This is a genomic window from Burkholderia perseverans, assembly GCF_022870505.1.
Taxonomy (GTDB): Bacteria; Pseudomonadota; Gammaproteobacteria; order Burkholderiales; family Burkholderiaceae; genus Burkholderia; species Burkholderia plantarii.
This window is the reverse complement of record NZ_CP045093.1, coordinates 3,167,320-3,188,883: the sequence shown is the minus strand read 5'-3', so window position 1 is coordinate 3,188,883 and position 21,564 is coordinate 3,167,320. Positions and strand designations below refer to the sequence as shown.

The 21,564-nt window shown below is 68.8% G+C and carries 21 protein-coding genes; 12 read left to right on the top strand and 9 right to left on the bottom strand.

The features are described 5' to 3' along the window. Nucleotides 1-31 precede the first annotated feature (31 nt). Entirely contained in the window at nt 32-916 is an 885-nt protein-coding gene (locus BpN12_RS13375; RefSeq protein ID WP_246793057.1) for a LysR family transcriptional regulator, read from the top strand. A gap of 99 nt (nt 917-1,015) precedes the next feature. Here BpN12_RS13375 and BpN12_RS13370 read toward each other — a convergent pair whose 3' ends face one another. Then, nucleotides 1,016-1,699 (bottom strand): GntR family transcriptional regulator, encoded by a 684-nt coding sequence (locus tag BpN12_RS13370; protein ID WP_246793056.1) that lies wholly within the window; start codon nt 1,697-1,699, stop codon nt 1,016-1,018. After that, the gene (locus tag BpN12_RS13365; RefSeq protein ID WP_246793055.1) at nt 1,681-3,315 is read right to left on the bottom strand and encodes an HAL/PAL/TAL family ammonia-lyase; all 1,635 of its coding nucleotides are present in this window, start codon (nt 3,313-3,315) and stop codon (nt 1,681-1,683) included. Before BpN12_RS13365 ends, BpN12_RS13370 begins: the two co-directional genes overlap by 19 nt. Before the next feature lie 306 nt (nt 3,316-3,621). Between BpN12_RS13365 and BpN12_RS13360 the strand changes: the two genes are divergently transcribed. After that, nucleotides 3,622-4,569, top strand: coding sequence for a GlxA family transcriptional regulator (locus BpN12_RS13360; protein ID WP_246793054.1), 948 nt, complete (start codon nt 3,622-3,624; stop codon nt 4,567-4,569). A 95-nt stretch (nt 4,570-4,664) separates the two neighbouring features. Here BpN12_RS13360 and BpN12_RS13355 read toward each other — a convergent pair whose 3' ends face one another. The 5 genes from BpN12_RS13355 to BpN12_RS13335 all read right to left on the bottom strand — a co-directional run bounded on the left by BpN12_RS13355 (nt 4,665) and on the right by BpN12_RS13335 (nt 8,653). Then, complete coding sequence (locus tag BpN12_RS13355) at nt 4,665-5,135, bottom strand: YybH family protein (RefSeq protein ID WP_246793053.1); 471 nt, start codon at nt 5,133-5,135, stop codon at nt 4,665-4,667. A gap of 46 nt (nt 5,136-5,181) precedes the next feature. Further along, the gene (locus BpN12_RS13350; RefSeq protein ID WP_246793052.1) at nt 5,182-6,036 is read right to left on the bottom strand and encodes a DJ-1/PfpI family protein; all 855 of its coding nucleotides are present in this window, start codon (nt 6,034-6,036) and stop codon (nt 5,182-5,184) included. Nucleotides 6,037-6,149: 113 nt separating this feature from the next. Beyond that, a complete protein-coding gene (locus BpN12_RS13345; protein WP_246794712.1) occupies nt 6,150-6,896 on the bottom strand; it encodes an SDR family oxidoreductase in 747 nt (248 codons plus the stop codon). 206 nt (nt 6,897-7,102) lie between these two features. Beyond that, complete coding sequence (locus BpN12_RS13340) at nt 7,103-7,819, bottom strand: pirin family protein (protein WP_246793051.1); 717 nt, start codon at nt 7,817-7,819, stop codon at nt 7,103-7,105. Nucleotides 7,820-7,888: 69 nt separating this feature from the next. Beyond that, a complete protein-coding gene (locus tag BpN12_RS13335; protein ID WP_246793050.1) occupies nt 7,889-8,653 on the bottom strand; it encodes an SDR family NAD(P)-dependent oxidoreductase in 765 nt (254 codons plus the stop codon). Nucleotides 8,654-8,819: 166 nt separating this feature from the next. Between BpN12_RS13335 and BpN12_RS13330 the strand changes: the two genes are divergently transcribed. The 4 genes from BpN12_RS13330 (at nt 8,820) to BpN12_RS13315 (ending at nt 12,974) form a co-directional block, all read left to right on the top strand. Continuing rightward, nucleotides 8,820-9,737, top strand: coding sequence for a LysR family transcriptional regulator (locus BpN12_RS13330; RefSeq protein ID WP_246793049.1), 918 nt, complete (start codon nt 8,820-8,822; stop codon nt 9,735-9,737). A 70-nt stretch (nt 9,738-9,807) separates the two neighbouring features. Beyond that, the gene (locus BpN12_RS13325; protein WP_246793048.1) at nt 9,808-10,251 is read left to right on the top strand and encodes a hypothetical protein; all 444 of its coding nucleotides are present in this window, start codon (nt 9,808-9,810) and stop codon (nt 10,249-10,251) included. Between the two features lie 57 nt (nt 10,252-10,308). Continuing rightward, nucleotides 10,309-11,637, top strand: coding sequence for a zinc metalloprotease (locus BpN12_RS13320; RefSeq protein WP_246793047.1), 1,329 nt, complete (start codon nt 10,309-10,311; stop codon nt 11,635-11,637). A 149-nt stretch (nt 11,638-11,786) separates the two neighbouring features. Further along, on the top strand, nt 11,787-12,974 hold the full coding sequence (locus BpN12_RS13315) for a M20 aminoacylase family protein (protein ID WP_246793046.1): 1,188 nt from the start codon (nt 11,787-11,789) through the stop codon (nt 12,972-12,974). A 33-nt stretch (nt 12,975-13,007) separates the two neighbouring features. On the opposite strand, the gene BpN12_RS13310 is transcribed toward BpN12_RS13315, so the two are convergent. Beyond that, nucleotides 13,008-13,904, bottom strand: a complete 897-nt coding sequence (locus tag BpN12_RS13310) for a LysR family transcriptional regulator (RefSeq protein WP_246793045.1) — start codon at nt 13,902-13,904, stop codon at nt 13,008-13,010. A 141-nt stretch (nt 13,905-14,045) separates the two neighbouring features. Between BpN12_RS13310 and BpN12_RS13305 the strand changes: the two genes are divergently transcribed. Further along, nucleotides 14,046-15,053, top strand: a complete 1,008-nt coding sequence (locus tag BpN12_RS13305; RefSeq protein WP_246793044.1) for an aldo/keto reductase — start codon at nt 14,046-14,048, stop codon at nt 15,051-15,053. 137 nt (nt 15,054-15,190) lie between these two features. Beyond that, nucleotides 15,191-15,853, top strand: a complete 663-nt coding sequence (locus BpN12_RS13300; protein WP_246793043.1) for a carboxymuconolactone decarboxylase family protein — start codon at nt 15,191-15,193, stop codon at nt 15,851-15,853. Between the two features lie 24 nt (nt 15,854-15,877). Here the strand turns inward: BpN12_RS13300 and BpN12_RS13295 are convergent, their stop codons facing one another. Continuing rightward, entirely contained in the window at nt 15,878-16,537 is a 660-nt protein-coding gene (locus BpN12_RS13295; RefSeq protein ID WP_246793042.1) for a TetR/AcrR family transcriptional regulator, read from the bottom strand. A 341-nt stretch (nt 16,538-16,878) separates the two neighbouring features. Here BpN12_RS13295 and BpN12_RS13290 point away from each other — a divergent pair, with 341 nt between their 5' ends. The 4 genes from BpN12_RS13290 (at nt 16,879) to BpN12_RS13275 (ending at nt 21,559) form a co-directional block, all read left to right on the top strand. After that, entirely contained in the window at nt 16,879-18,438 is a 1,560-nt protein-coding gene (locus BpN12_RS13290; protein WP_425306267.1) for an acyl CoA:acetate/3-ketoacid CoA transferase, read from the top strand. Nucleotides 18,439-18,500: 62 nt separating this feature from the next. Then, nucleotides 18,501-19,268, top strand: a complete 768-nt coding sequence (locus BpN12_RS13285) for an enoyl-CoA hydratase/isomerase family protein (RefSeq protein WP_246793041.1) — start codon at nt 18,501-18,503, stop codon at nt 19,266-19,268. A 12-nt stretch (nt 19,269-19,280) separates the two neighbouring features. Further along, nucleotides 19,281-20,159 carry a shikimate dehydrogenase family protein gene (locus BpN12_RS13280; protein ID WP_246793040.1) on the top strand — a complete coding sequence of 293 codons (879 nt, stop codon included), beginning with the start codon at nt 19,281-19,283 and terminating at the stop codon, nt 20,157-20,159. Between the two features lie 86 nt (nt 20,160-20,245). Continuing rightward, a complete protein-coding gene (locus BpN12_RS13275; RefSeq protein WP_246793039.1) occupies nt 20,246-21,559 on the top strand; it encodes an MFS transporter in 1,314 nt (437 codons plus the stop codon). Nucleotides 21,560-21,564 lie beyond the last annotated feature (5 nt).

The following is a 21,564-nucleotide window of genomic DNA, read 5'->3' as shown; positions in this document are numbered from 1 at the left end:
TCGGGTTTGCAAAAGACACCATCCTCAATCAATGGCTGAGCAAAAACGCACAGACTTCGACTGGGAGGACGTCCGGACCTTCGTGGCACTGGCGCGGCACGGCAGCCTGTCAGCGGCCGCCCGGATGCTCTCGGTCAACCATGCGACGATCGCCCGTCGGCTTCGCTCTCTTGAACAAAGCCTCGGTGACAAGCTCGTCGAGCGGCGCCCCGAAGGCTATGTATTGACGCGTGCCGGAACTCACGCGCTTGAAGCGGCAAGTGGCATGGAACACTCGGCCCAACTCCTCAGGCGCGGCATGGCTGACGGCACGCCCGCCGGCCTGGTGCGGATCAGCGCGTCGCCGGGCCTGTCGGCTGGCTTCCTCACATCGCGCCTCGTGAATCTGACCATCCGCTACCCCAAGCTGGACATCGACCTATCCCCTGCGCTGCGGTCCGTCAGTCTCGAGCGGCACGAGGCTGACATCGCCATCCGGTTCGACAAGCCCAAGGACGGGGATGTCATTGCACGCCAGCTGACCACGGTCGGTTACGGATTCTATGGAACGGAGGAGGCCTGTCGAGCCGTGGAGGCGAATGGCGATCCGGTCTTCATCGGGTTCAACGAAGCGGACGCCTATCTGTCCGCAGCAAGATGGATGTCCGAGCATTTCCCCCTTGCGCGCGTGGCGTTTCGCGCCAAGGACCAGTTTCTCCAATCGATCGCCGCGCGTTCGGGTATCGGGCTCGCGCTGATTCCCCATTACATTGGACGCAGCGATCCGGCATTGCGAATGTGCGATCTGGGATCCAGCCCACCGGACAGGGATGTGTATCTGGTCACGCGTCGCCGCGACCGGAAGGACGCGGCCATCCGGCTCGTCGCCGAGGAGTTGGCCGAGATGTTTGAGCAGGCCCACGACCTGTTTCTTTGAACCTCAGTCCCGGTGCCGCCGCTGCCGGCTCGAGGGCGGCACGCAGCAACTGGCAGGGCATCCGCTGCTTGCCCGCGGTGGCATGTCGACGGACCGCCCTCAGCCCGACACCCTCGCCACCGCCGCCACCAGAATCTCCCCGGCATCCTCGATATGCCGCGCCAATATCGAGCAAGCCGCCTCGACATCGCCCCTTCGCACGGCATCCACCAAACCACGATGCTCCTGCTCGGATTTATCGTGCCAGTCGATCACCGCCGCCGTCGCATACATGTATCTGAGCCGTGCTTCATGCAGCCGCTCGATATCCGCCAACAACCGGGGCATCCCGCACGGCGCATACAGGCTCGAGTGAAAACGTCGGTTCGCCTCTTCCCAGCTCGCGATGTCGTTGCAATGTGCCGCCTCGGCGATCGCGTACTCCGCCAGATCGAGATCATGGCCAGTGACGTTCGGAATCGCATGCTTCAGCGCGAGCCCTTCCAGCACCACGCGCATCCGCATGATCTCGACGATCGAGGCCCGGTCGAGCAGCGGCACGTACACGCCCTTGCGCTCGCGCGACACCAGCAGGCCGCGCGCCTCCAGCCGGCGAAACGCCTCGCGCACCGGCACGTGGCTCGCGTTGAAATCGCTGGCCACCGTGTCCTGGCGAACGCGGTCGCCGGGCTTCAGCTCGCCGCGAATGATCTGCTCCGCCAGGCCGGCGGCAATCCGCGCCGGCAGCGAATCCGAACTGTCACCACCCACTTTCGATTCGTCCTTTAAGCCATCGGCGCCCACATGTCGCCGCAGGCCGCCGTTACCGCACTGATCAAGTGTCCGTCGCGGACGAGGCATTTTACCGATTCCACGTCGTCGTAGACCCAGCGGTCGTCGCCGAGCATGGCCGGCACCTCGGCGCGCACGCGCGCGAGCGCGGCCGCAGCGCCCTTGCCGATCGGGAACGCGGCGTGGCTCGGCTGCGTGAGCGAGAGCGCCTGTGCCGCGATCAGCACTTCGGCGGCGACCACGGCCTGCGTGTTCTCGACCACGGTGCGCGTGCGCCGTGCCGCGAAGCACGAGTTGCTGATGTGGTCTTCCTGGTTGCCCTTGGCGGGCAGGCTGATGACGCTCGCGGGGCTGCACAGCCCCATGTTTTCCAGCACCAGCCCGGTGCCCATGCTCTGCACCACGGCGAAGCCGGTGTTGATGCCGGGCTCGGTGGCGATCAGGTTGCGCGGCAGGCCGTAGTTGCCGGCCGGGTCGATCATCATGTTGTTGCGGCGATCGCAGATCGCGCCGAGGTCGGTCACGACCAGCGCGAGCAGGTCCATCGCCTGCGCCACGTACTGGCCGTGGAAATGCCCGCCGGAGACGATGTCGTAGCTGCCGCCGTCGTTGCCGAAGATCAGCGGGTTGTCGGTCGCGCTGTTCATCTCGGTGGTCAGGATGCCGTCGATGTAGTCGAGCGCGTCGAGTACCGGGCCATAGACCTGCGGCGAGCAGCGGAACGAATAGACGTCCTGGATGCGCGGCTGGGCGAGCGCCGCCGCTCCCGCCGCATCGGTGCCCGGCGGCGGGAGCGCGCGCGCCTCGTTCGTGCAGCGCGTGCTGCCGTCGAGCAGGCGCCGGATCGCCTGCGCCACGCGACGCTGGCCGGGGTGCGGGCGGGCCAGCATCACGCGGTCGTCGAAGCAGGCGCGCTCGGCGCGGATCGCCTCCAGCGACAGCACCAGCGAAATCGTGGCGCTCGACAGCAGCTGGCGCGCGTCATGGGCCGCGATCACGGCGTAGGCGAGCGACGCGGTGGCGCCGTTGATCAGCGCGGTGCCGTCCTTCGCCTCGACGTCGAAGGTCGGCGCGAGCCCGACCTGTTCGAACGCCGCGCGCGCACCGATCACCTCGCCGCGGAAGCTTACCTTCGACGCTTCCAGGCCGAGCAGCGCGCCGCTCATCATGGCCAGCGGGGCAAGGTCGCCGCTCGCGCCGACGCTGCCCCTGGCGGGGATCACGGGCGTGATCCCCGCGTTCAACATCGCGATCAGCCGGTCGACCACCTCGACGCGGATGCCGGAATGGTTGCGCGCGAACGTGTTGACGCGGATCGCCATCATCGCGCGGACGACTTCGTCCGGCATCGGCTCGCCGGTGGTGGCCGAGTGCGAGTGAATCAGGTTGCGCTGGAAGCGGGCGATGTCGCTCGCGCTGATGCGCTGGTTCTTCAGCGCGCCCACGCCGGTGTTGAACGCGTACATCAGCGGCGCGTGATCGACGAGCCAGTGGTCGTTGATGTAATCGCGGGTGGCGACGAGATTGGCGCGAGCGGCATCGCCGAGGCGGACCGGAGCGTGATGGCGGGCGATGGCGACGATCTCGGCGAGCGTGAGGGTGTCGCCGGTGAGTTCGATGGGAGGCATGGGGGTGGTCCGAAAATTGATTTTATCTATTATCTATAAAATGACGGGCGGCGACAAGATTTCAGCAGGGGCGGGTGTCGGAGCGATTTTCTTGCGAAATGCTTTCGGTTGGCCGGATGCGGGCAGACGAACCGGAACGCCCCGAGCATCATCGTCATCGCGCCTCATCAAGCCGCAAGACGACCCCTCATACGCCCGCCCGAACATGGCGCAAAGGACGTTTTCCCCTCGATTGAGGACATTCGTCCCAAACCCGATATTTTCCTTAAAATAAGACGCTTCGGAGTCTTGAGTTAACCCATCCTCATGCATCGAATCGGATTCTTCGTCTGTCGCGGCTACGACGTGCTCGATCTCGGCGGCCCGCTCTCGACCTTCAATCAGGTGGCCACCGCCGCCGGCCACATGCCGTATGAACTGCATGTGATCTCGCAGACGGGCGGGATGATGCCGGGCAACACGGGCCTGCCGATCGAGACGAAGCCGGCCGGCCGGCGCCGGTTCGACACGGTCATCTTCGTGGGCGGCGAGATCGAGCCGATGCAGGAGGCGGGCAACGTGGCCGCCGCAAGGAAACTGAGCGCGAAGGCATCGCGGGTGGCGAGCGTCTGCACGGGCGCGTTCCTGCTCGCCGAAGCCGGCCTGCTCAACGAGCTGAGGGCGACCACGCACTGGCGCTACGCGGCGCAACTGCAGTCGCGCTTTCCCCGCACGCGGGTCGAGGGCGACAGCATCTACATCGCGGACGGCCGCATCTGGACCTCGGCCGGCATCGCCTCGGGCATCGATCTGGCGCTGGCCATGATCGAGCGCGACATGGGCGTGGAGATCGCGCGCGACGTGTCGAGGCTGGTGGTCGTGCCGTACCGGCGGCCGGGAGGCCAGTCGCAGTTCTCGGCCATGTCGCAGATGGACCCGGAGTCGGATCGCATCCGCATCGCGCTGAACTTCGCCCGCGAGCATCTGGCCGAGGCGTTGCCGGTCGAGCGGCTCGCCGATGCGGCCCGCCTGAGCCCGCGCCAGTTCGGGCGCGCGTTCCGCCGCGAAACGGGGGAGACGCCCGCGCGCGCGGTCGAGCGTTTGCGCGTGGAAGCAGCGCGGCTGCGCCTGCAGGACGGCAGCGAGCCCATTGAACAGATTGCGCTGGCGGTGGGATTCATCGATCCGGAGCGGATGCGGCGCGCCTTCGTGAAGCTGCTCGGGCATCCGCCGCAATCGATTCGACGCGAGAGCCGGCTGGCCGGCAGCCGCTGATCATCGCGATCGTCATGCGGCCGGGACGCTTGCCCGGCCGTGCGTCCGGCCAGTGGCTCACGCGGCCCGACCTGCTGCCGCGATAGAAGCACGTTCTACTTCTTGAGCGGGTAGTCGTTCCAGATGTCGCGATGCAGTTTCCAGGCGCCGTCCTGCTTCACGAACACCAGGATCTGCTTGCCGCGATACTTGAGTTCGCCGGCCGGATCGTGGATGTCGGCGTCCGACACTTCCGTCACGGTGCGGTCGTTGCCGTAGAACTCGTAGTGGCTGAACGAGACGGTATCGGGCTTCGCGCCGGCGTAGCTCGTGGCGAAATGCTCGGCGATGGCCGCGCCGCCGACGACGCGTTCGCCCCCGGGCGGCAGGAGCGCGCCGTCACGCGTGTAGAGGCGCCCGATCGCGGCGTAGTCGCCGCGCGCGAACGCATCCGACCAGCGGGCGTTCTCGGCCTTGATGGCCGCTTCGGTTTGCGGTCCCGGCGCGCCGGCGATGGCCGGGCTCGCCAACGCGAAAAGAGGCAGGCAGGCGGCCAGCGCCGCGGCATGGAGATGAATCCGTTTCATTCGATGATGTCCGGTCAGGGTTCGGTTCAGAGTGGATTTCGAGCGATCAGCGCACGCCGGGGATGCGGGCGAGCCCCTTCGAGGCGCCGGGCAGTTCCTTGTCGACCATCGCGATCACTTCCGGCCGCGCGTCGCGCGGATGGCCGGAATGGAACGGCGGCGCGGGATCGTATTCGATCGCGAGCTGCGTGAATTCGGCGGCTTGCCGGCCCCGCAGCCTCGCCGCGACGCGCAGCGCGAAGTCGATGCCGGCCGTCACGCCGCCGCCGCTCATGAAGCGGCCGTGGTCGTCTTCCACGAAGCGGTCCGGCACGGGAATCGCGCCGTATTCGGCCAGCTTGTTGACGAAGGCCCAATGGCAGGCGCTGCGCTTGCCGTTGAGCACGCCGGTGGCGGCCAGCACGAGCGAGCCGTTGCAGACCGACGTCACGTGTTTCGCGCTGTCGGCGAGGCGCCGGATCTGCGCCTGATACGCGGGACGCATCGGTGCCGACAGATCGGACCCGCCCGGCACCAGCAGCAGGTCGGTGCGCTCGATGTCGGCCAGCCGTTCGGTCCTGCCGTACACGACACCGAATTCGAGCGTGACGTTGCCACCGTCGAGGCTCGCGTAGCGTACGTTCGTGTTCGGCAGCCGGTGGAAGATTTCGCTGGGGCCGGCAAAGTCGAGCAGCGTGCCGCCGTCGTAGTTGACGATCAGGATGTTGAGCGGATCGCCCGGCGCGAGTTCGGCGCCGCTCCCGGTCTCGGCATGAGCGGGCGTGGCGTGGCCCAGCCACGTCGCGCCGCCGAGGACGGCGCCGAGCGTGGCGGCGCCGCCGAACTTGAGCAGGTCGCGGCGGGCATGGCCGGCGCCGCTGAGCGGGGCCGGGGAGGAAGCGGGTTTGCTGCGGTCGGTCACGATGAGGTCTCCTTACGGTTATTGCGTCGGCCAGGCGGCGCGCGCGGCCGGGTTGGGCAGGATCGGGGGATCGGGATGGAGGAGAGCCGATCCGGCGGATCGGCGCGGGCGGCTTAGAGCTGCGAGGCGCCGCCGTCGACGACGAGTTCGGTGCCGACCACGTAGGAGGATTCGTCGCTGGCCAGATAGAGCGCCGCGTAGGCGATGTCGTCGGCCTTGCCCAGATGGCCCACCGGAATGGCTTGGGCGAGGCCGGCCTTGGTGTCGCGCACCCAGGCGTCGGGCATGCCCCACTTGCCGATCAGCGGCGTATCGATCGCACCGGGCGCGATCGCGTTGAAGCGGATCCTGCGGTCGAGAAACTCGTGGGACCAGCTGCGGGCGAGCGAGCGCACGGCGGCCTTGGCCGCGGCCGTCAGCGAGATGCCGTGCTGGCCGGTCTGCGCGACGAACGAGGTGTTGAGGATGAACGAGGCGCCGTCGCGCAGGTCGGGCAGTACCGCCTGCAGCGTGTGTACCACGCCCTTGACGTTGACATCCATGATCGCGTCGTAGAGCGTGTCGTCGATGTCGCCGAGCGCGGACGGGAACGCCCAGCCCGCGTTGGCGAACACGACGTCCAGGCCGCCGAAGCGCGCCTTGATCGTGGCGGCGACGGCCCGCATGTCGTCGATCGAACGCACGTCGCCCTTCAGCACGAGCGCGTTCTCGCCAAGCTCGGCCTGCACGCGTTCGAACGCGGCCTCGTCGCGGCCGGTCACCGCCACGCGCGCGCCTTCGGCGATGAAGAGTCGCGCGGTGGCGAGCCCGATGCCGCTCGTGCCGCCCGTGATCAACGCCGTCTTGTTGCTGAGCCTCATGTTCATGTTCCGTTCCCTGCCTCGTGATGGATCAGGTCGCGAGCGCCAGGCGAAACGACGTCTGGCACGACCTGATTGACGGGCAGATTATGGAACGCGAGGCAGATGGCTTAAAGGACGTATTGCCCTTAAAAAAGGTCGCTTCGTCGCGAGGCGAAAGGGTGAATCGACAGTGGATAAAGTGGTTGCGTGCGCAATCAAATTCACTACTCGCCCGGACTCAGCAACTCCACCATCACCACGTCGGTATCCTCGCGCGCGATCAACGTGATCTCCGGCTCGTCCGTCACCACCGCGCCATCGCGCGGCCCGAGCCGCACCGGTCCGATCTCGATGCCGCCCTGGTCGGCCACGACATAGGCGATGCGCGGCGCGGCCAGCATGCAACGCAGGCGGGCTCCCTCGCGCAGCGTCGCGACGCGCACGCGCGCGTCGGCGTCGATCGGCAGTGCGCCCGCCCGCTGGTCGGCCGGGTCGCCGCTCGCCACCGTCACGAAGCGGCCTTCGCGCCGCTCGTGCGAGCACCAGCAGGTCGCCCAGCGTGCCGAGCCGCCGGGCCGGCGTGGTCGCAGCCAGATCTGGAACAGCCGTGCCGGCACGCCTTCCGCGTTGCGCTCGGCGTGATGGACGCCGCTGCCCGCGCTCATCGCCTGCGTGCAGCCGGCGACGATGCGCGCGCGATTGCCCGCGTCGTCCTCGTGCGTGATCGCGCCCGAGCGCACCCAGGTCACGATCTCGACGTCGCGATGCGGATGCAGGCCGAAGCCCGAGTGCGGCGCGATCTCGTCGTCGTTCCAGACGATCAGCGGGCCGAGCGGATGATGCCCGGCGCCGCCGAGATCGCCGTGGCGGAAATGCAGCCGCGTGTTCAGCCAGTCGCGCGAGAGGCAGCCCAGCGACGTGAAGCAGCGAGGTTCGATCATGATGCGTGGCTCTCGAAAGGGCCGGGCGGGGTGCGCCGGACTCGCGCGCCGTGCCGCCCGGTCCCGCATTCAGATCTGCTGCTGGCCGCCATCGACGAACAGTTCCGCGCCGTTCACGAAGCTCGCGTCGTCCGAGGCCAGGAACAGCGCCGCGCTCGCGATTTCCTCCGGCTCGCCGAGGCGTTCCAGCGGGATCTGCGCGGCCAGATAGTCGGCCAGCCCCTGCCGTTGCGCTTCGTCCTGGCCGGCCAGGTCGAGCAGGCCGGGCGTGCGCGTCGCGCCCGGGCTGATGGTGTTCACGCGGATGCGGCGCGGCTTCAGGTCGAGAATCCAGCTGCGGGCGAACGCGCGCACCGCCGCCTTCGAGGCCGAGTAGACGCTGAACGCCGCGGTGCCCGCGCTGCCGGCCGTCGAGCCGGTCAGGATCACCGACGCGCCGTCGGCCAGCAGCGGCAGCGCCTTCTGCACCGTGAACAGCACGGCCTTCACGTTGCGGTCGAAGGTGTCGTCGAAGTGGGCTTCGGTGATCTCGCCGAGCGGCAGCATCGAGCCGCCACCGGCGTTGGCGAACAGCACGTCGAGGCGGCCGTGCGCTTCGCGGATCTGCGCATACAGCGCATCGAGCTGGTCGAACTTCGTGGAATCGACGCGCAGGCCGGTGGCGGCGCCGCCCGCTTCGCGGATCGAGGCGACGGCCGCGTCGAGTTCGGCCTGGCGGCGGCCGGTCAGGTAGACGTGCGCGCCTTCGGCGGCGAAGCGTTGCGCGGTGGCCAGGCCGATGCCGGTGGTGGCGCCGGTGACGAGGGCGATCTTGTTGTCGAGCTTGCGTGCCATGGTGATTCTCCTGTTTCGATCCGTTCGGTTGGGTGGATGCCGCCGGGTTGGCGGCGATCGCGGCGTGCTGTGTGTGCTGCGATGTGAGGAGAATATCGACGCGCTGATCTTTTCGAAATAGAATGCATCGCAAACCAACGTTGCATTTTTGAAATGATGAGCGCCAATGTCGAAGCTGCCTGATTTCGAAGGACTCGCGATGTTCGCCAAGGTGGCGGAGGAAGGTTCGTTCGCCGCGGCGGCGCGCGAGATGGGTGTGTCGGTGGCCACCGTTTCGCGCGGCGTGGCGCGTCTGGAGGACCGGCTCGGCGCGCGCCTGTTCAATCGCACCTCGCGCCAGCTCGCGCTGACCGAGTTCGGCCGGACGCTCTGCGAGAAAGCCGGCGAGATCTACCGGCAGGCCGAGGCGGCCGAGGGCGCGGCGCGCGAGCTGTCGGTACAGCCGCGCGGGCTGGTGCGGCTCGCGGTGCCGATGTCGTTCGGGCTGCGCTGGGTCGCGCCGCTGATGCCGGGCTTCTTTCGCCTGTATCCGGACGTGTCGGTCGATCTGCATCTGGCCGATTCCACCGTGGACCTGGTGGCGGACGGATTCGACGCGGCGCTGCGCATCGCCGCGTTGCCCGACTCGTCGCTGGTCGCGCGGCGCCTGTGCGCGGTCACGCAGTATCTGGTCGCCTCGCCCGGCTATCTTGCCCGCGAGGGGCGCCCCGCGCATCCGCGCGAACTGGCCGGACGCGCCTGCCTGTCCTATGCCTATCGCGCGCGCAGCGACGTCTGGCGCTTCACCAACGAGGCCGGCGACGAAGAGCCGGTGATGCCCACCGGCCCGCTGCGCGTGACGAACGCGGATGCCTTGCTGCCGATGCTGCTCGACGGGCTCGCGCTCGCCGAGCTGCCGGAATTCATCGCAGGCGAGTATCTGGCCGACGGCCGGCTCGAGGCGATCCTCACCGACTGGTCGCTGACGCGCGGCGGCCTCTACTTCGTCACGCCGTCGGCGCGCGCACGGCCCGCGAAGGTCAGCGCGCTGTCCGACTATTTCGCCGAGCACCTGAGCGAGCCGGCCTGGCGCTGGCCAAAATGACGGCGAGCCGGCACGGTGTGTCACGGCGTATATTGGTGCTCCCTCGCTTCCTCTTCGTCGGGATCCCGCCATGTTGACCTATGCCATTCAAAAGACCGGCTACGACTACGAGCAACTCGATCCGCAAGGCAGCGTCGATTACGACGGCTTCACTCACGCGTTGGCGCGTTTTCCGTGGGCCGAGCAGCTGGCGCAATGGAACGACGAGCAGAGCGGGCCGCTGCCGGCGCTGGTGTTGCAGGACGGCGAGGCGCGCCGCGAGCTGTGGATCAGCGCGCTCGGCAGCGGGCTCGATGACAGCTTCCAGTTGAGCGCCGTGTCGATGCACGAGACCAAGGGGCTGTTCGGCATCGGCAAGCCGAAGACGAGCCGCGAGGTCGTGACCTTCGAGGTCGAGACGCGAGCCGACGTCGACCGGCTGTGCCGGCTGTTCTGCGATGGCCAGTACGCGCTGCTGGACGAGGACGTGGTGCGGCTGGCCGAGCGCTCGCGCGAGGCGGACAGGAATCGGTAGCGCCGGGCCGCGGGTGCCGGCTCATTCATGAAGAAAACATTCGGGGGCGGTTGAATCGTGGACGACAGCAAGCGATTCCTGGCGGGCGTGCTGGGGACGGTCATTGCCGCGCGCCATGCCGGCGCGCGTTGCAAGAAGATCGTCGTGACGACCGATCCCTACGATTTTTCGCTGAAGCTCGAGAATCCGGATTTCGTGGATTGGGTCGGGTTGATCCGGGAGCGTGATCGGGATGCGTACTTGCGCAAGCGGATGTTCGTGCTCTGTGCCCGGGCGTGGGCGGAAGCACTCGTCGTGCAGCGCAGTGCGGAGGCCGAGGGGAAAACGCCGCCGCCGGATCAGTTCTGGCAGTGTCTGAGAGATGGGGACGATGAATCGATTGCCCATGAGGTGGCCATCGTTCATTTGACGAGAAGCCCGATCGCCGATCGCCAAGGCGCCGAGGCCTGGTCCGATGAAGCGTTTCCGGACAAGCTCAACAAGCTCATATTGGAATTCGGCCTCAAGCCGATCTCGGCGCTGATCACGCGGGACGAATTCCTGCGTTTTCTGGACGATTTTTGCCAAACATGGCTCGATCCGGACGGTCGCCCTCCGAATGGACGCGTCGACTTCGATGATGGTGTGGCGGCTGGATATCAGCCGGGCATCAACGAAGTGCGATTTGGTGATGGTGAGAGCGTGCTGGTGCGCGTGGATGACAGCGAGGTGGCGTCGGGGGAGGACGTGCCGGGGGCCAAGGGCGACGACGACGTGAAATGCCTGTTTGCTCACGAGCTGGGGCATTGGATTGCTGCCTACAAACTCGGTATCAGGACCAGCGCGATCGAACTCACCTGGTTGTGCCGATGGAACGCAAAAAGTGAGCTTGAAGGTCACTGCACGATTCATCTCAACGGCGCGGCGCAGGCGTGGGATGAGCTGCGATACCTCGAGGCGCGCATCGCGGTGCTGGCCGCCGGGGCGCTGGCCGATTACGGTTTCCGGCATCCGGGAGAGAGCGCCATCGGCAATGGCTTCTACAAGCTGCTGAAAGACGGCACCGGGCACGACGATTTTCGAAAAATGCGCGAGCTGCTGATTGTGTATGTAGCGGCCAAGTTTCAAGACGACAGGTACATGATGAGCCAGTTTTCCTGGCCATTGAGCGGGGATATCGTTCTGAGGGCCGTGGTCCCCCTCATGAAGCGCCTGGCGCTGTGGGATTTGATGCAATCCAACGACTTCCGGACATTCGTTACGGAAATCATCGATACCGAGCGATCGAAAGTGGCCGTCAAGTTCGTCGAGAACTCCGATGTCACGTTCAGGATGCGCACCGCCCGCGTCGAAGCCGTGCTGGCCCGGCACGACGCTCTTTACAAACTGGCGCTGCCATCGTGCTGAGCCGCAAGCGTCACGATGCACGCCGTACCAACGCAGCACCGGGTGATAAACCCCACTTATCACGGTGAAAAATTCCGCATCTTATGAAGCGAGCGTTGTCTGGCTATAGTGGCGCGCTTCCCCCCATTCCAACCCCTCCGGAGCCCCCGATGACCGACACCCGCCACACCGAGATCGCCGACCTCGCCGCCGACACTCCCGACCTGCTCGACATCCGCCACCATCTCCACCGCCACCCCGAACTCGCGTTCGAGGAAGTGGCCACGGCCGCGCTGGTGGCCGAGCGGCTCGAGGAATGGGGCTGGCAGGTCACGCGCGGGGTCGGCGAGACGGGCGTGGTCGGCACGCTGACGGTGGGCGACGGCACGCGCCGGATCGGCATCCGCGCCGACATGGACGCGCTGCCGATCGTCGAGGCAACCGGCCTGCCCTACGCCAGCGCGACGCCGGGCAAGATGCACGCGTGCGGCCACGACGGCCACACCACGATGCTGCTCGGCGCGGCGCGCCAGCTCGCGCGCACGCGGCGCTTCTCGGGCACGGTTCATCTCTACTTCCAGCCGGCCGAGGAAACCGGCGCGAACAGCGGCGCGCAGCGCATGATCGCCGACGGCCTGTTCGAGCGTTTCCCCTGCGACGCGGTGTTCGGCATGCACAACCATCCGGGCGCGGAACCGGGCAGGTTGATGTTCCGGCGCGGCCCGTTCATGGCGGCGGCCGACAGCGTCCGGATCGAGATCGAGGGCGTGGGCGGCCACGCGGCGCGCCCGCACTTGACGGTGGACGTGGTGGTGGTGGCGGCCAGCATCGTGATGGCGCTGCAGACCATCGTCTCGCGCAACCTCGACCCGTCGCAGCAGGCGGTGGTGACGATCGGCGCGATCCACGCGGGCAGCGCGAGCAACGTGATCCCGGAGCGCGCGCAGCTCGCGCTGAGCGTGCGCTCGTTCAGCGAGACGGTACGCGCGCAACTGAAGCGCCGCATCATCGAGATCGCCGAAGGGCAGGCGGCCAGCTACGGCGCGAAGGCCCACGTCGAGTACACCCACGGCTACCCGGTGGTGATCAACTCGGACGCGGAAACCGATTTCGCCGCGCAGGTGGCGAAGGAACTGGTGGGCGAGCAGAACGTGGCCGAGCAGATCGATCCGCTGATGGGCAGCGAGGACTTCGCCTACCTGCTGCAGCAGCGCCCGGGCTCGTTCCTGCGGATCGGCAACGGCGTGGGCGAGGACGGCTGCATGGTCCACAACCCGCACTACGATTTCAACGATCGCAACCTGCCGATCGGCGCCGCGTTTTGGACGCGGCTGGTGGAGCGCTACCTGTCGCGCTGACGGGGCGGCCGCTGTCCGCGCGAGGCCGCGGCGTCAGGCCGGGCGGCAGCGCAGCGCCTCGATCACGAGCGCCAGCGCCGGCGCGATCTGCCGATGGCTCGGGTAGTACAGGTGATAGCCGGGGAACACGGGCCACCAGCTCTCGAGCACGGGCACCAGGCGCCCGGCGTCGATTCCGGGCTGCAGGACGTCGAGCGGCAAATAGGTCAGCCCGAGCCCGTCGTTCGCCGCCCGCAGCATCTGCGCGGCATGGTTGAAAGTCACCTGGCCCTCCACGCGCACGCTGAGCTTCTGGTCGCCGCGCTCGAATTCCCACGCATACAGGCCGCCGTGGGTCGGCAAGCGCAGGTTGATGCAGCGGTGCCCGGCCAGGTCGTCGGGCGTGGCCGGCATGGGGCGCCCCGCCAGATAGTCGGGCGCGCCCGCCACCGCCATCCGCAAATCGGGCGCGATGCGCACGGCGATCATGTCCTGTGCCACCTGATCGCCGAGGCGCACGCCGGCATCGAAGCGCTGCGCGGCGATGTCGGTCAGCCCGTAGTCCACGCAGAACTCGACGTGGACGTCGGGATAGCGCTTCAGCAAGGGCAGCAGCCGTGGCCACAGCACGGTATTGATGGCGTGATCGTGGGTGGTGATGCGCACCGTCCCGGCGGGCTTGTCGCGCGTGTCGCTGAGCGCGCCCAGTTCCAGTTCGATCTCGTCGAGGCGCGGGCCGATCGCGTTCAAGAGCCGCTGGCCGGCTTCGGTGGGCGAGACGCTGCGCGTGGTGCGCGTCAGCAGGCGCACCCCGAGACGCGCTTCCAGCGCCCGCATCGCGTGGCTCAGCGCCGAGCGCGACACGCCCAGCTGCGCGGCCGCGCGCGTGAAGTTGCGCTCGCGCGCCACCGTCACGAACGCTTGGAGGTTGTTCAGGCTTTCCTTCGGCATTGGTGAGTTTTCCACACAAAAGCATGCGGATTCTACGGTCTACCGATCCATTGCGCCAAACCCTACAGTGGTGATGCCCCCGTCTCGGCGGGCGCCGACGGCGCTCGCCCGGGGGGAATCGCAACCGGAAGGAGGGCATGCATGGAATACGGCTATCTGGGCAACAGCGCGCTGCGCGTGTCGCCGCTGTGCCTCGGCACGATGATGTTCGGCGGCGAAACCGACGAGCCCACCTCACAGCGCATCATCGCGAAGGCGGCGGAGCAGGGCGTCAACTTCCTCGATACGGCGGACGTCTACCACGCGGGGCGCTCGGAGGAAGTGGTCGGACGCGCGATCTCCGGAGATCGCGATCGCTGGGTGGTCGCCACCAAGTTCGGCTTCCCGGCCTCCGCCTCGGCGCTGCCGAACCAGCAGGGGCAATCGCGCAAGTGGATCATCCAGTCGGTCGAGGCAAGCCTGCGGCGGCTCGGTACCGACTACCTCGACCTGCTCTATTTCCATCGCGCGATCCCCGGCCTGCCGCTGGAGGAAAGCGTGCGCGCGATCGGCGACCTGATTCGCGACGGCAAGGTCCGGTACTTCGGCGCCTCCAATTTTCGCGGCTGGCGCATCGCCGAGCTGGCGCGCGTGGCGGACCAGCTCGGCATCGGCCGGCCGGTGGCGAGCCAGCCGCTCTACAACATCGTGGACCGCACCGCCGAGGTGGAGCAGCTGCCGGCGGCGCATCACTACGGGCTTGGCGTGGTGAGCTACAGCCCACTCGCGCGCGGCGTGCTGTCGGGCAAGTACGCGGTGGATGCGCCGCCGCCGGCCGAGAGCCGTGCCGGACGCGGCGACCGGCGGCTGCACCAGACGGAATGGCGGCCCGAGTCGCTGGCGATCGCGCGCGAGATCGGCGCCCGCGCGCAGGCGCGCGGGATCACGACGATCGCATTCGCGCTGGCCTGGGTGCTGAAGAACCGGCTGGTCAGCGCGGCGATCGCCGGCCCGCGCACCGAGGCGCAGTGGGACAGCTACGTCGAGGCGCTGGGCGTGGCGCTCACGCCCGAGGACGAGGCGTTCATCGACGCGCGGGTCGCGCCGGGCCATGCCTCGACGCCGGGCTACAGCGATCCCGGTTATCCGGTCGAAGGGCGCCTCGCCTGAATGCTTGAGCGCCTGAAAGTCTGGATGCCCGGTCCGGCGGCGATCCGCCGGGCCGCATCGGGTACGCGGCAGCGAACCCCCGGCAGCCGACACTCAGCAGCACACCCCCCGCAACGCATCCCCAGGAACGAAACCCCATGTCGAACCCTTCCCCCAGCACGGACATCCTGTCGGCCCCGCAGCAGGCCATCGTACCGATCGCGGCGTTCGCCGCGGCGGGCGACCTGACCCGGCTCGACGCGGCCCTGCACGCGGGCCTCGACGCCGGCCTCAGCATCGGCGACATCCGCGAAGTGCTGACGCAGCTGTACGCCTACGCGGGCTTTCCGCGCAGCCTCAACGCGCTCGGCGGCTTGATGAAGGTGGTCGCGGCGCGCCAGGCGCAGGGCACCGAGGACGCGGCCGGCGCCGCGCCGGGCCGGCCGATTCCGACCGGCGAGGCGCTGCTCGCCGCCGGCACCGCCAATCAGACGCGGCTGGCGGGCGGCCCGGTCGGCGGCCCGCTGTTCGACTTCGCGCCGGCCATCGGCGAATACCTGCGAACCCATCTGTTCGGCGACATCTTCGAGCGCGACAACCTCGACTGGCCCAGCCGCGAGATCGCCACGCTCGGCATGCTGGCGGCGTTGCCCGGCGCCGAGCCGCAACTGCAGGCGCATGTGCGGATCGGCATGAACGTGGGGATCACGGCGGTGCAGCTGCGCCAGCTCGCACAGGTGCTGGCCGAACAGGTCGGCGCCGACGCCGCGCTGCGCGCGCGGGACGCGATGGCGCAGCAGTTCGCGGCGGCGGGCCACTGATGCGGCGGCGCCGGCCCGTGCCGCTCAATCGGGCCGCAGGATCCGCAGCAGCGTATCGATGTTGAAATCGAGCCGCGCCTGGAGCGCCTCCTTCGAGGTGAACTCCATGCCGTAGATCACTTCGAGCGTGTAGCGGTTCGTCAGGTAGTAGTAGCCGACCGCGGCGATCGACAGATAGAGCTGGCGCGCGTCCACGCCGGCGCGGAATTCGCCGCTCGCCACGCCGCGATCGAGGATGCGCTGGACCATGTCGAGGAAGCCGACGTGCAACGCGGCGAACTTCTTCGACTTCTTCACGTGCCGCGCGCGGTGCAGGTTCTCGCTGTTCACGAGCGACATGAACTCGGGGTGCTTCAGGTAGTGATCCCAGGTGAAGCGCATCAGCTTGCAGATCGCCTCGACGGGCGGCAGGTCGTCGAGGCCGAGCTCGCGCTCGGCCGTGCGCACCTGCGTGTAGGCATCCTCGAGCACGACCAGGAACAGCTGCTCCTTGCCTTCGAAGTACTCGTAGATCATCCGCTTGTTGACGCCGGCCTTCTCGGCGATCGAGTCGATCCGCGCGCCGCCTAGCCCGACCTTCGCGAACTCGGCCTTCGCGGCCGCGATGATGCGTGCCTGGGTCTGGGCTGGGTCACGCGTGCGCTTCGCGGCGGGCGCCGCGGGCGTGGCTTTTTCGGTCGGCATGGATGTCGGGGCACTCGGCAAAACCACCATTATCGACGCTGCGCGCGGCGCCGTCACCGCCGGCATGGCGCCGCGCGCGCGGGCGGCGCGATCCGTTCGACGGCCGCCGCGAGCGCGTCCGATACGTGTCCGACGCCTGCCGGCAACACGTCTCGTCCGGCCGAAGCCGCACTTCCCCGCACGCGCCATCCGCGGTGCCGACGCGAAAACGCGTCCACCACGCACTCCGAATCCGCTTTTTCATCGTAAACCCTCGATCCCGCTTTTCGGCTTGACCGCATTCGGTGCGTGCGCCAACATTCGCCTTAAGTAACGAACTGGTTCGGTATTTAAGGCGACAGATGGATTCAATCGGAGAGGAACGCGAAGTGACGAAGTGGACAGACGTCGATGAGGCGGTCGCCGGCATGCACGACGGCGCGACGGTAGCGATCACGGGTTCCGGCGGCGGGCTGCTGGAGGCCGACGTGGTGTTCTCGGCGATCCTGCGCCGGTTCGAGGCGACCGGGCATCCGCGCGACCTGACGGTGGTGCATGCGCTCGGCGTGGGCGACGGGCGGGGCAGCGGGCTCGGCCGCTTCGCGCGGCCCGGGCTCGTGAAGCGCGTGATCGGCGGGCACTGGGTCTGGTCGAAGGACATGCAGCGGCTCGCGGAGACCGGCCAGATCGAGGGCTACAGCTTTCCCGGCGGCGTGATCGCCACGCTGCTGCGCGAGATCGGCGCGGGGCGCCCGGGCGTGATCACGCGCGTGGGGCTGCGCACTTTCGTCGATCCGCGCCTGGGCGGCGGACGCATGAACGACGCCACCACCGAGGCGCTGGTCGAGCTGATCGAGATCGACGGCGAGGAATACCTGCGGTTCCGGCCGTTCGCGATCGACTACGCGCTGGTGATGGCCTCGTCGGCCGACGATCGCGGCAACCTCACGGTGCGCCACGAGCCGGCCGACCTCGACATCTACGCGGTGGCGCTGGCCGCGCACAACACCGGCGGCAAGGTGATCGCGCAGGTCAAGCGCCGCGACACGGCGCCGGTGCCGGCGCGGCTGGTGCGCGTGCCCGGCATCATGGTGGACATGACGGTGGAGATCGCGGCGCAGCGCCAGTGCGCGATCAGCGAATACGACCCGGCGATCAGCGGCGAGGTGCGCGTGGCGCCGCCGCCGATGCCGATGCCCGACGGCCTGCGCCTGATCGTGGCCGAGCGCGCGGCGCGCGAGCTGGGCCACGGCCAGTCGGTGAACTTCGGCTTCGGCTTTCCGGGCGCGATCCCGGCGGTGCTGGCCGCGCAGGGACGCGCGCACGACTACTGGGGCTCGGTGGAGCAGGGCATCCACAATGGCGACATGCTCGACGGCGCGATGTTCGGCGCCGCGCGCAACGCCGACGCGATCGTGCCGATGGTCGACCAGTTCGACTTCTACAGCGGCGGCGGCATCGACGTGACGTTCCTCGGGATGGGCGAGATGGACGCGGAAGGCAACGTGAACGTGTCGATGCTCGGCTCGACGGTGGTGGGCCCCGGCGGCTTCATGGACATCACGCAGGGCGCGCGCAAGATCGTGTTCTGCGGCGCGTTCGAGGCCAAGGGGCTGGACGTGCGGCGCGGCGCGGGCGGCCTCGAGATCATCACGCCGGGCAGCGTGCCGAAGCTGGTCCGGCAGGTGCGCCATCTGACCTTCAGCGGCGTGCAGGCGCGCCTCGACGGCAAGGAGGTGCTGTACGTGACCGAGCGCGCGGTGTTCCGGCTCGAGGCCGACGGCGTGCGGCTGATCGAGGTGGCCGACGGCATCGACGTGCAAACCGACGTGCTCGACCGGATGGGCTTCATGCCGCTCGTCGACGCCGCGCTGCTGCGGCGCCCGCCGGCGGCTCGCCACGGCGCGGCCGCGTCGGCCTGAGGTGCGACGCCCGGGCAACGTTTCAATGCTGTCGATTCACCCGCTGAACAATGAGGACTGCCATGCAATACGATGACGACATCCGCTTCGAGATCGGCGACGACCGCGTCGCCACGCTCACGCTCGATCGCGCCGCGAAGCACAACGCGCTCACGCTCGCCATGCTCGACGCGATCGATCGCGCGCTGGCGCAGGTGGAGGCCAACGGCGCCGCGCGCGTGCTGCTGATCCGCTCGGCGAGCCCGCGCTTCTTCTCGGCCGGCGCCGACATCCGCGAGTGGGGCGAGATCGACGCCGAGCGGATGGGCTCGCGCTTCATCCGCGCCGGCAACCGCGTGTTCCGCCGGCTCGCCGAACTCGACATCCCCACCGTCGCGGTGCTGAACGGCAGCGCGCTCGGCGGCGGCTTCGAGCTGGCGCTGGCCTGCGATTTGCGCTACGGCGCGGCGTCGATCCGCGTCGGCTTTCCCGAGGCGTCGGTCGGCGCGATTCCGGGCTGGCTCGGCGGCACGCGGCTGGCCGAACTGGCCGGCCCGGGCCGCGCGCGCGAGATGGTGCTGCTCGGCGACGCGATCGACGCGGCGCGTGCCGCGCAGTGGGGCATTCTCAACGAGGTGCTGCCCGACGCGGCGCTGGAGGCGCGCGTGCAGGCCGTCTGCGCGACGCTGCGCGCGCGCTCGCGCGTCTCGCAGTCGGTGGCCAAGCGGCTGCTGCGTGCGGGCGATGCGGGCGCGCTCCACGAACTCGCGGCGTCCACCTGCAAGGCCACGCCCGACGCGCTCGAAGGCGTCGCCGCGTTTCGCGGCAAGCGCGCCGCGCAGTTCGCCTGAGCGGAGCCGGCGATGACCACTTCATCCACTTCATCCGCTTCGCTCCCGCCGATCGACGGCGATACGCGCTGGGTCGCGATCGTCGCCGATCCCGTCGCGCAGGTGCAGTCGCCGCGCCTGTTCAACGCGTTCTTCGCGAGCCATGGCGTGCCGGCGGCGCTGCTGCCCGCGCACGTGCATGGCACCGATCTCGGCGCGGTGCTCGACGGCCTGAAGCGCATCCGCAATCTGGCCGGCGTGGTGATCACGGTGCCGCACAAGATCGAGGCGCTGCGTTTCGCGCGGCGCCTGAGCCCGCGCGCGCAGGCGATCGGCTCGATCAACTGCCTGCGCCGCACGGCCGACGGCGAATGGGAGGGCGACAATTTCGACGGCGAAGGTTTCGTCTGCGGCCTCGACCGGCAGGGCCACGCGATCGCCGGCGCCACGGCGCTGCTGGTGGGGGCGGCGGGCGGCGCCGGCATCGCGCTGGCCGACGCGCTGGCGCGGCGCGGCATCGTGCGGCTCGACCTGCACGATCTGCGGCGCGACGCGCTCGCGGCGCTGATCGAGCGGCTGGCGCGACGCTTTCCGCGCGTGGCGTTTCGCGCGGCCGAGCCGGCTGCGGCGCCGGCCCACGCGCTGCTGATCAACGCGTCGCCGGCCGGCATGCGCACGGCCGACGCGATCCCGATCGCGCTGGCCGACGCGGCGCCCGGCGCCGTCGTCGCGGACCTGATCATGAAGCCGGAGCGCACCGCGCTGCTTGCCGACGCGCAGGCGCGCGGGCTGCGCACGCATGCGGGCCGGCACCTGCTGGAAAACGCAGTGGAGCCGATCGCCGCGTTTCTCGGGCTGCATCCGCAAGCCGCGCTGCAAGCGGCCCGCGAGACGGCGGCCCCGGCGAGCTGAAGGCGCGCGCCGGACGCTTCGGCCGGAGCCACGGCAAAAGCCGCGGCACAACACATCGGCAAAAACCAGAACGATGGAGACACGTCATGAAGGAAGTCAGTTATCGATGGAGGATCTGCGCGCTGCTGTTCACGGCGACGACGATCAACTACCTGGACCGGCAGGTGCTCGGCATCCTCAAGCCGGACCTCGCGCTGCGTTTCAACTGGAGCGAAACGCAGTACAGCCACGTGGTGGTGGTGTTCGCGCTCTGCTACGGCGCGGGCATGCTGCTGGCCGGCAAGCTGATCGACCGGATCGGTGTGAAGGCGGGCTACGGCCTGTCGGTGCTGGTGTGGAGCGTGGCGTCGTGCGCGCACGCGCTGGTCACCACGACGCTCGGCTTCGGCTGGGTGCGCGCGCTGCTCGGGCTGTCCGAATCGGGCAGCTATCCGTCGGCGGTGAAGGCGATCTCGGAGTGGTTTCCGCGCAGCGAGCAGGCGCTCGCGGTGGGCATCGTCACGGCCGGCACCAGCATCGGCGCGGTGGCGGCGCCGGCCGTGGTGCCGTGGCTCGCGGTGTCGTATGGCTGGCAGGCGGCGTTCGTGGTGACCGGGCTGACCGGCTTCGTCTGGCTCGCCTGCTGGCAGTTCCGCTATGCCGCGCCGCTCGCGCATCCGAAGGTGTCGGCGCGCGAGCTCGCGCTGATCGGCGCGAACCGCGCCGCGCCGGGCGAGCCCGAGCCCGCCGAGGCCGGCCCGCGCCCGGGCTGGCGCGAGCTGTTCCGCCTGCGCGAGACCTGGACCGTGTTCATCGGCAAGGGGCTGACCGATCCGATCTGGTGGTTCCTGCTGTTCTGGCTGCCGTCGTACTTCAGCGAGCGCTTCCATCTCGACCTGCGCAACCTCGGGCTGCCGCTCGTGATCGTCTACGTCGCCACCTCGATCGGCAGCATCGCGGGCGGCTGGCTCTCGTCGGCGCTGATCGCGCGCGGCTGGCCGGTGCAGAAAGCGCGCCAGACGGCGATGCTGTGCCTCGCACTGCTGGTGGTGCCGATGGCGTTCGCGCCGTGGATCGACAACATGTGGGTGATGGTCGGGCTGCTGAGCCTGTCGGTGGCGGCGCACCAGGGCTGGTCCGCGAACATGTTCACGCTCGCCTCGGACATGTTCCCGAAGGCGCAGGTGGCCTCGGTCACCGGCATCGGCGGCCTGGGCGGCGCGATCGGCGCCTCGATCTTCCCGCTGTTCGTGGGCGTGCTGCTCGACCACTTCCGCGCGCTCGGCAACATCAACGCGGGCTACAACGCGCTGTTCATGGTGTGCGGGCTCGCCTACGTGGTGACCTGGGTGCTGATGAAGTTCGTGCGGCCCTCGCGCGCCTCGGCGCCGCTCGGCGAATCGCACGCGGCCCGCGCCTGAGCGCG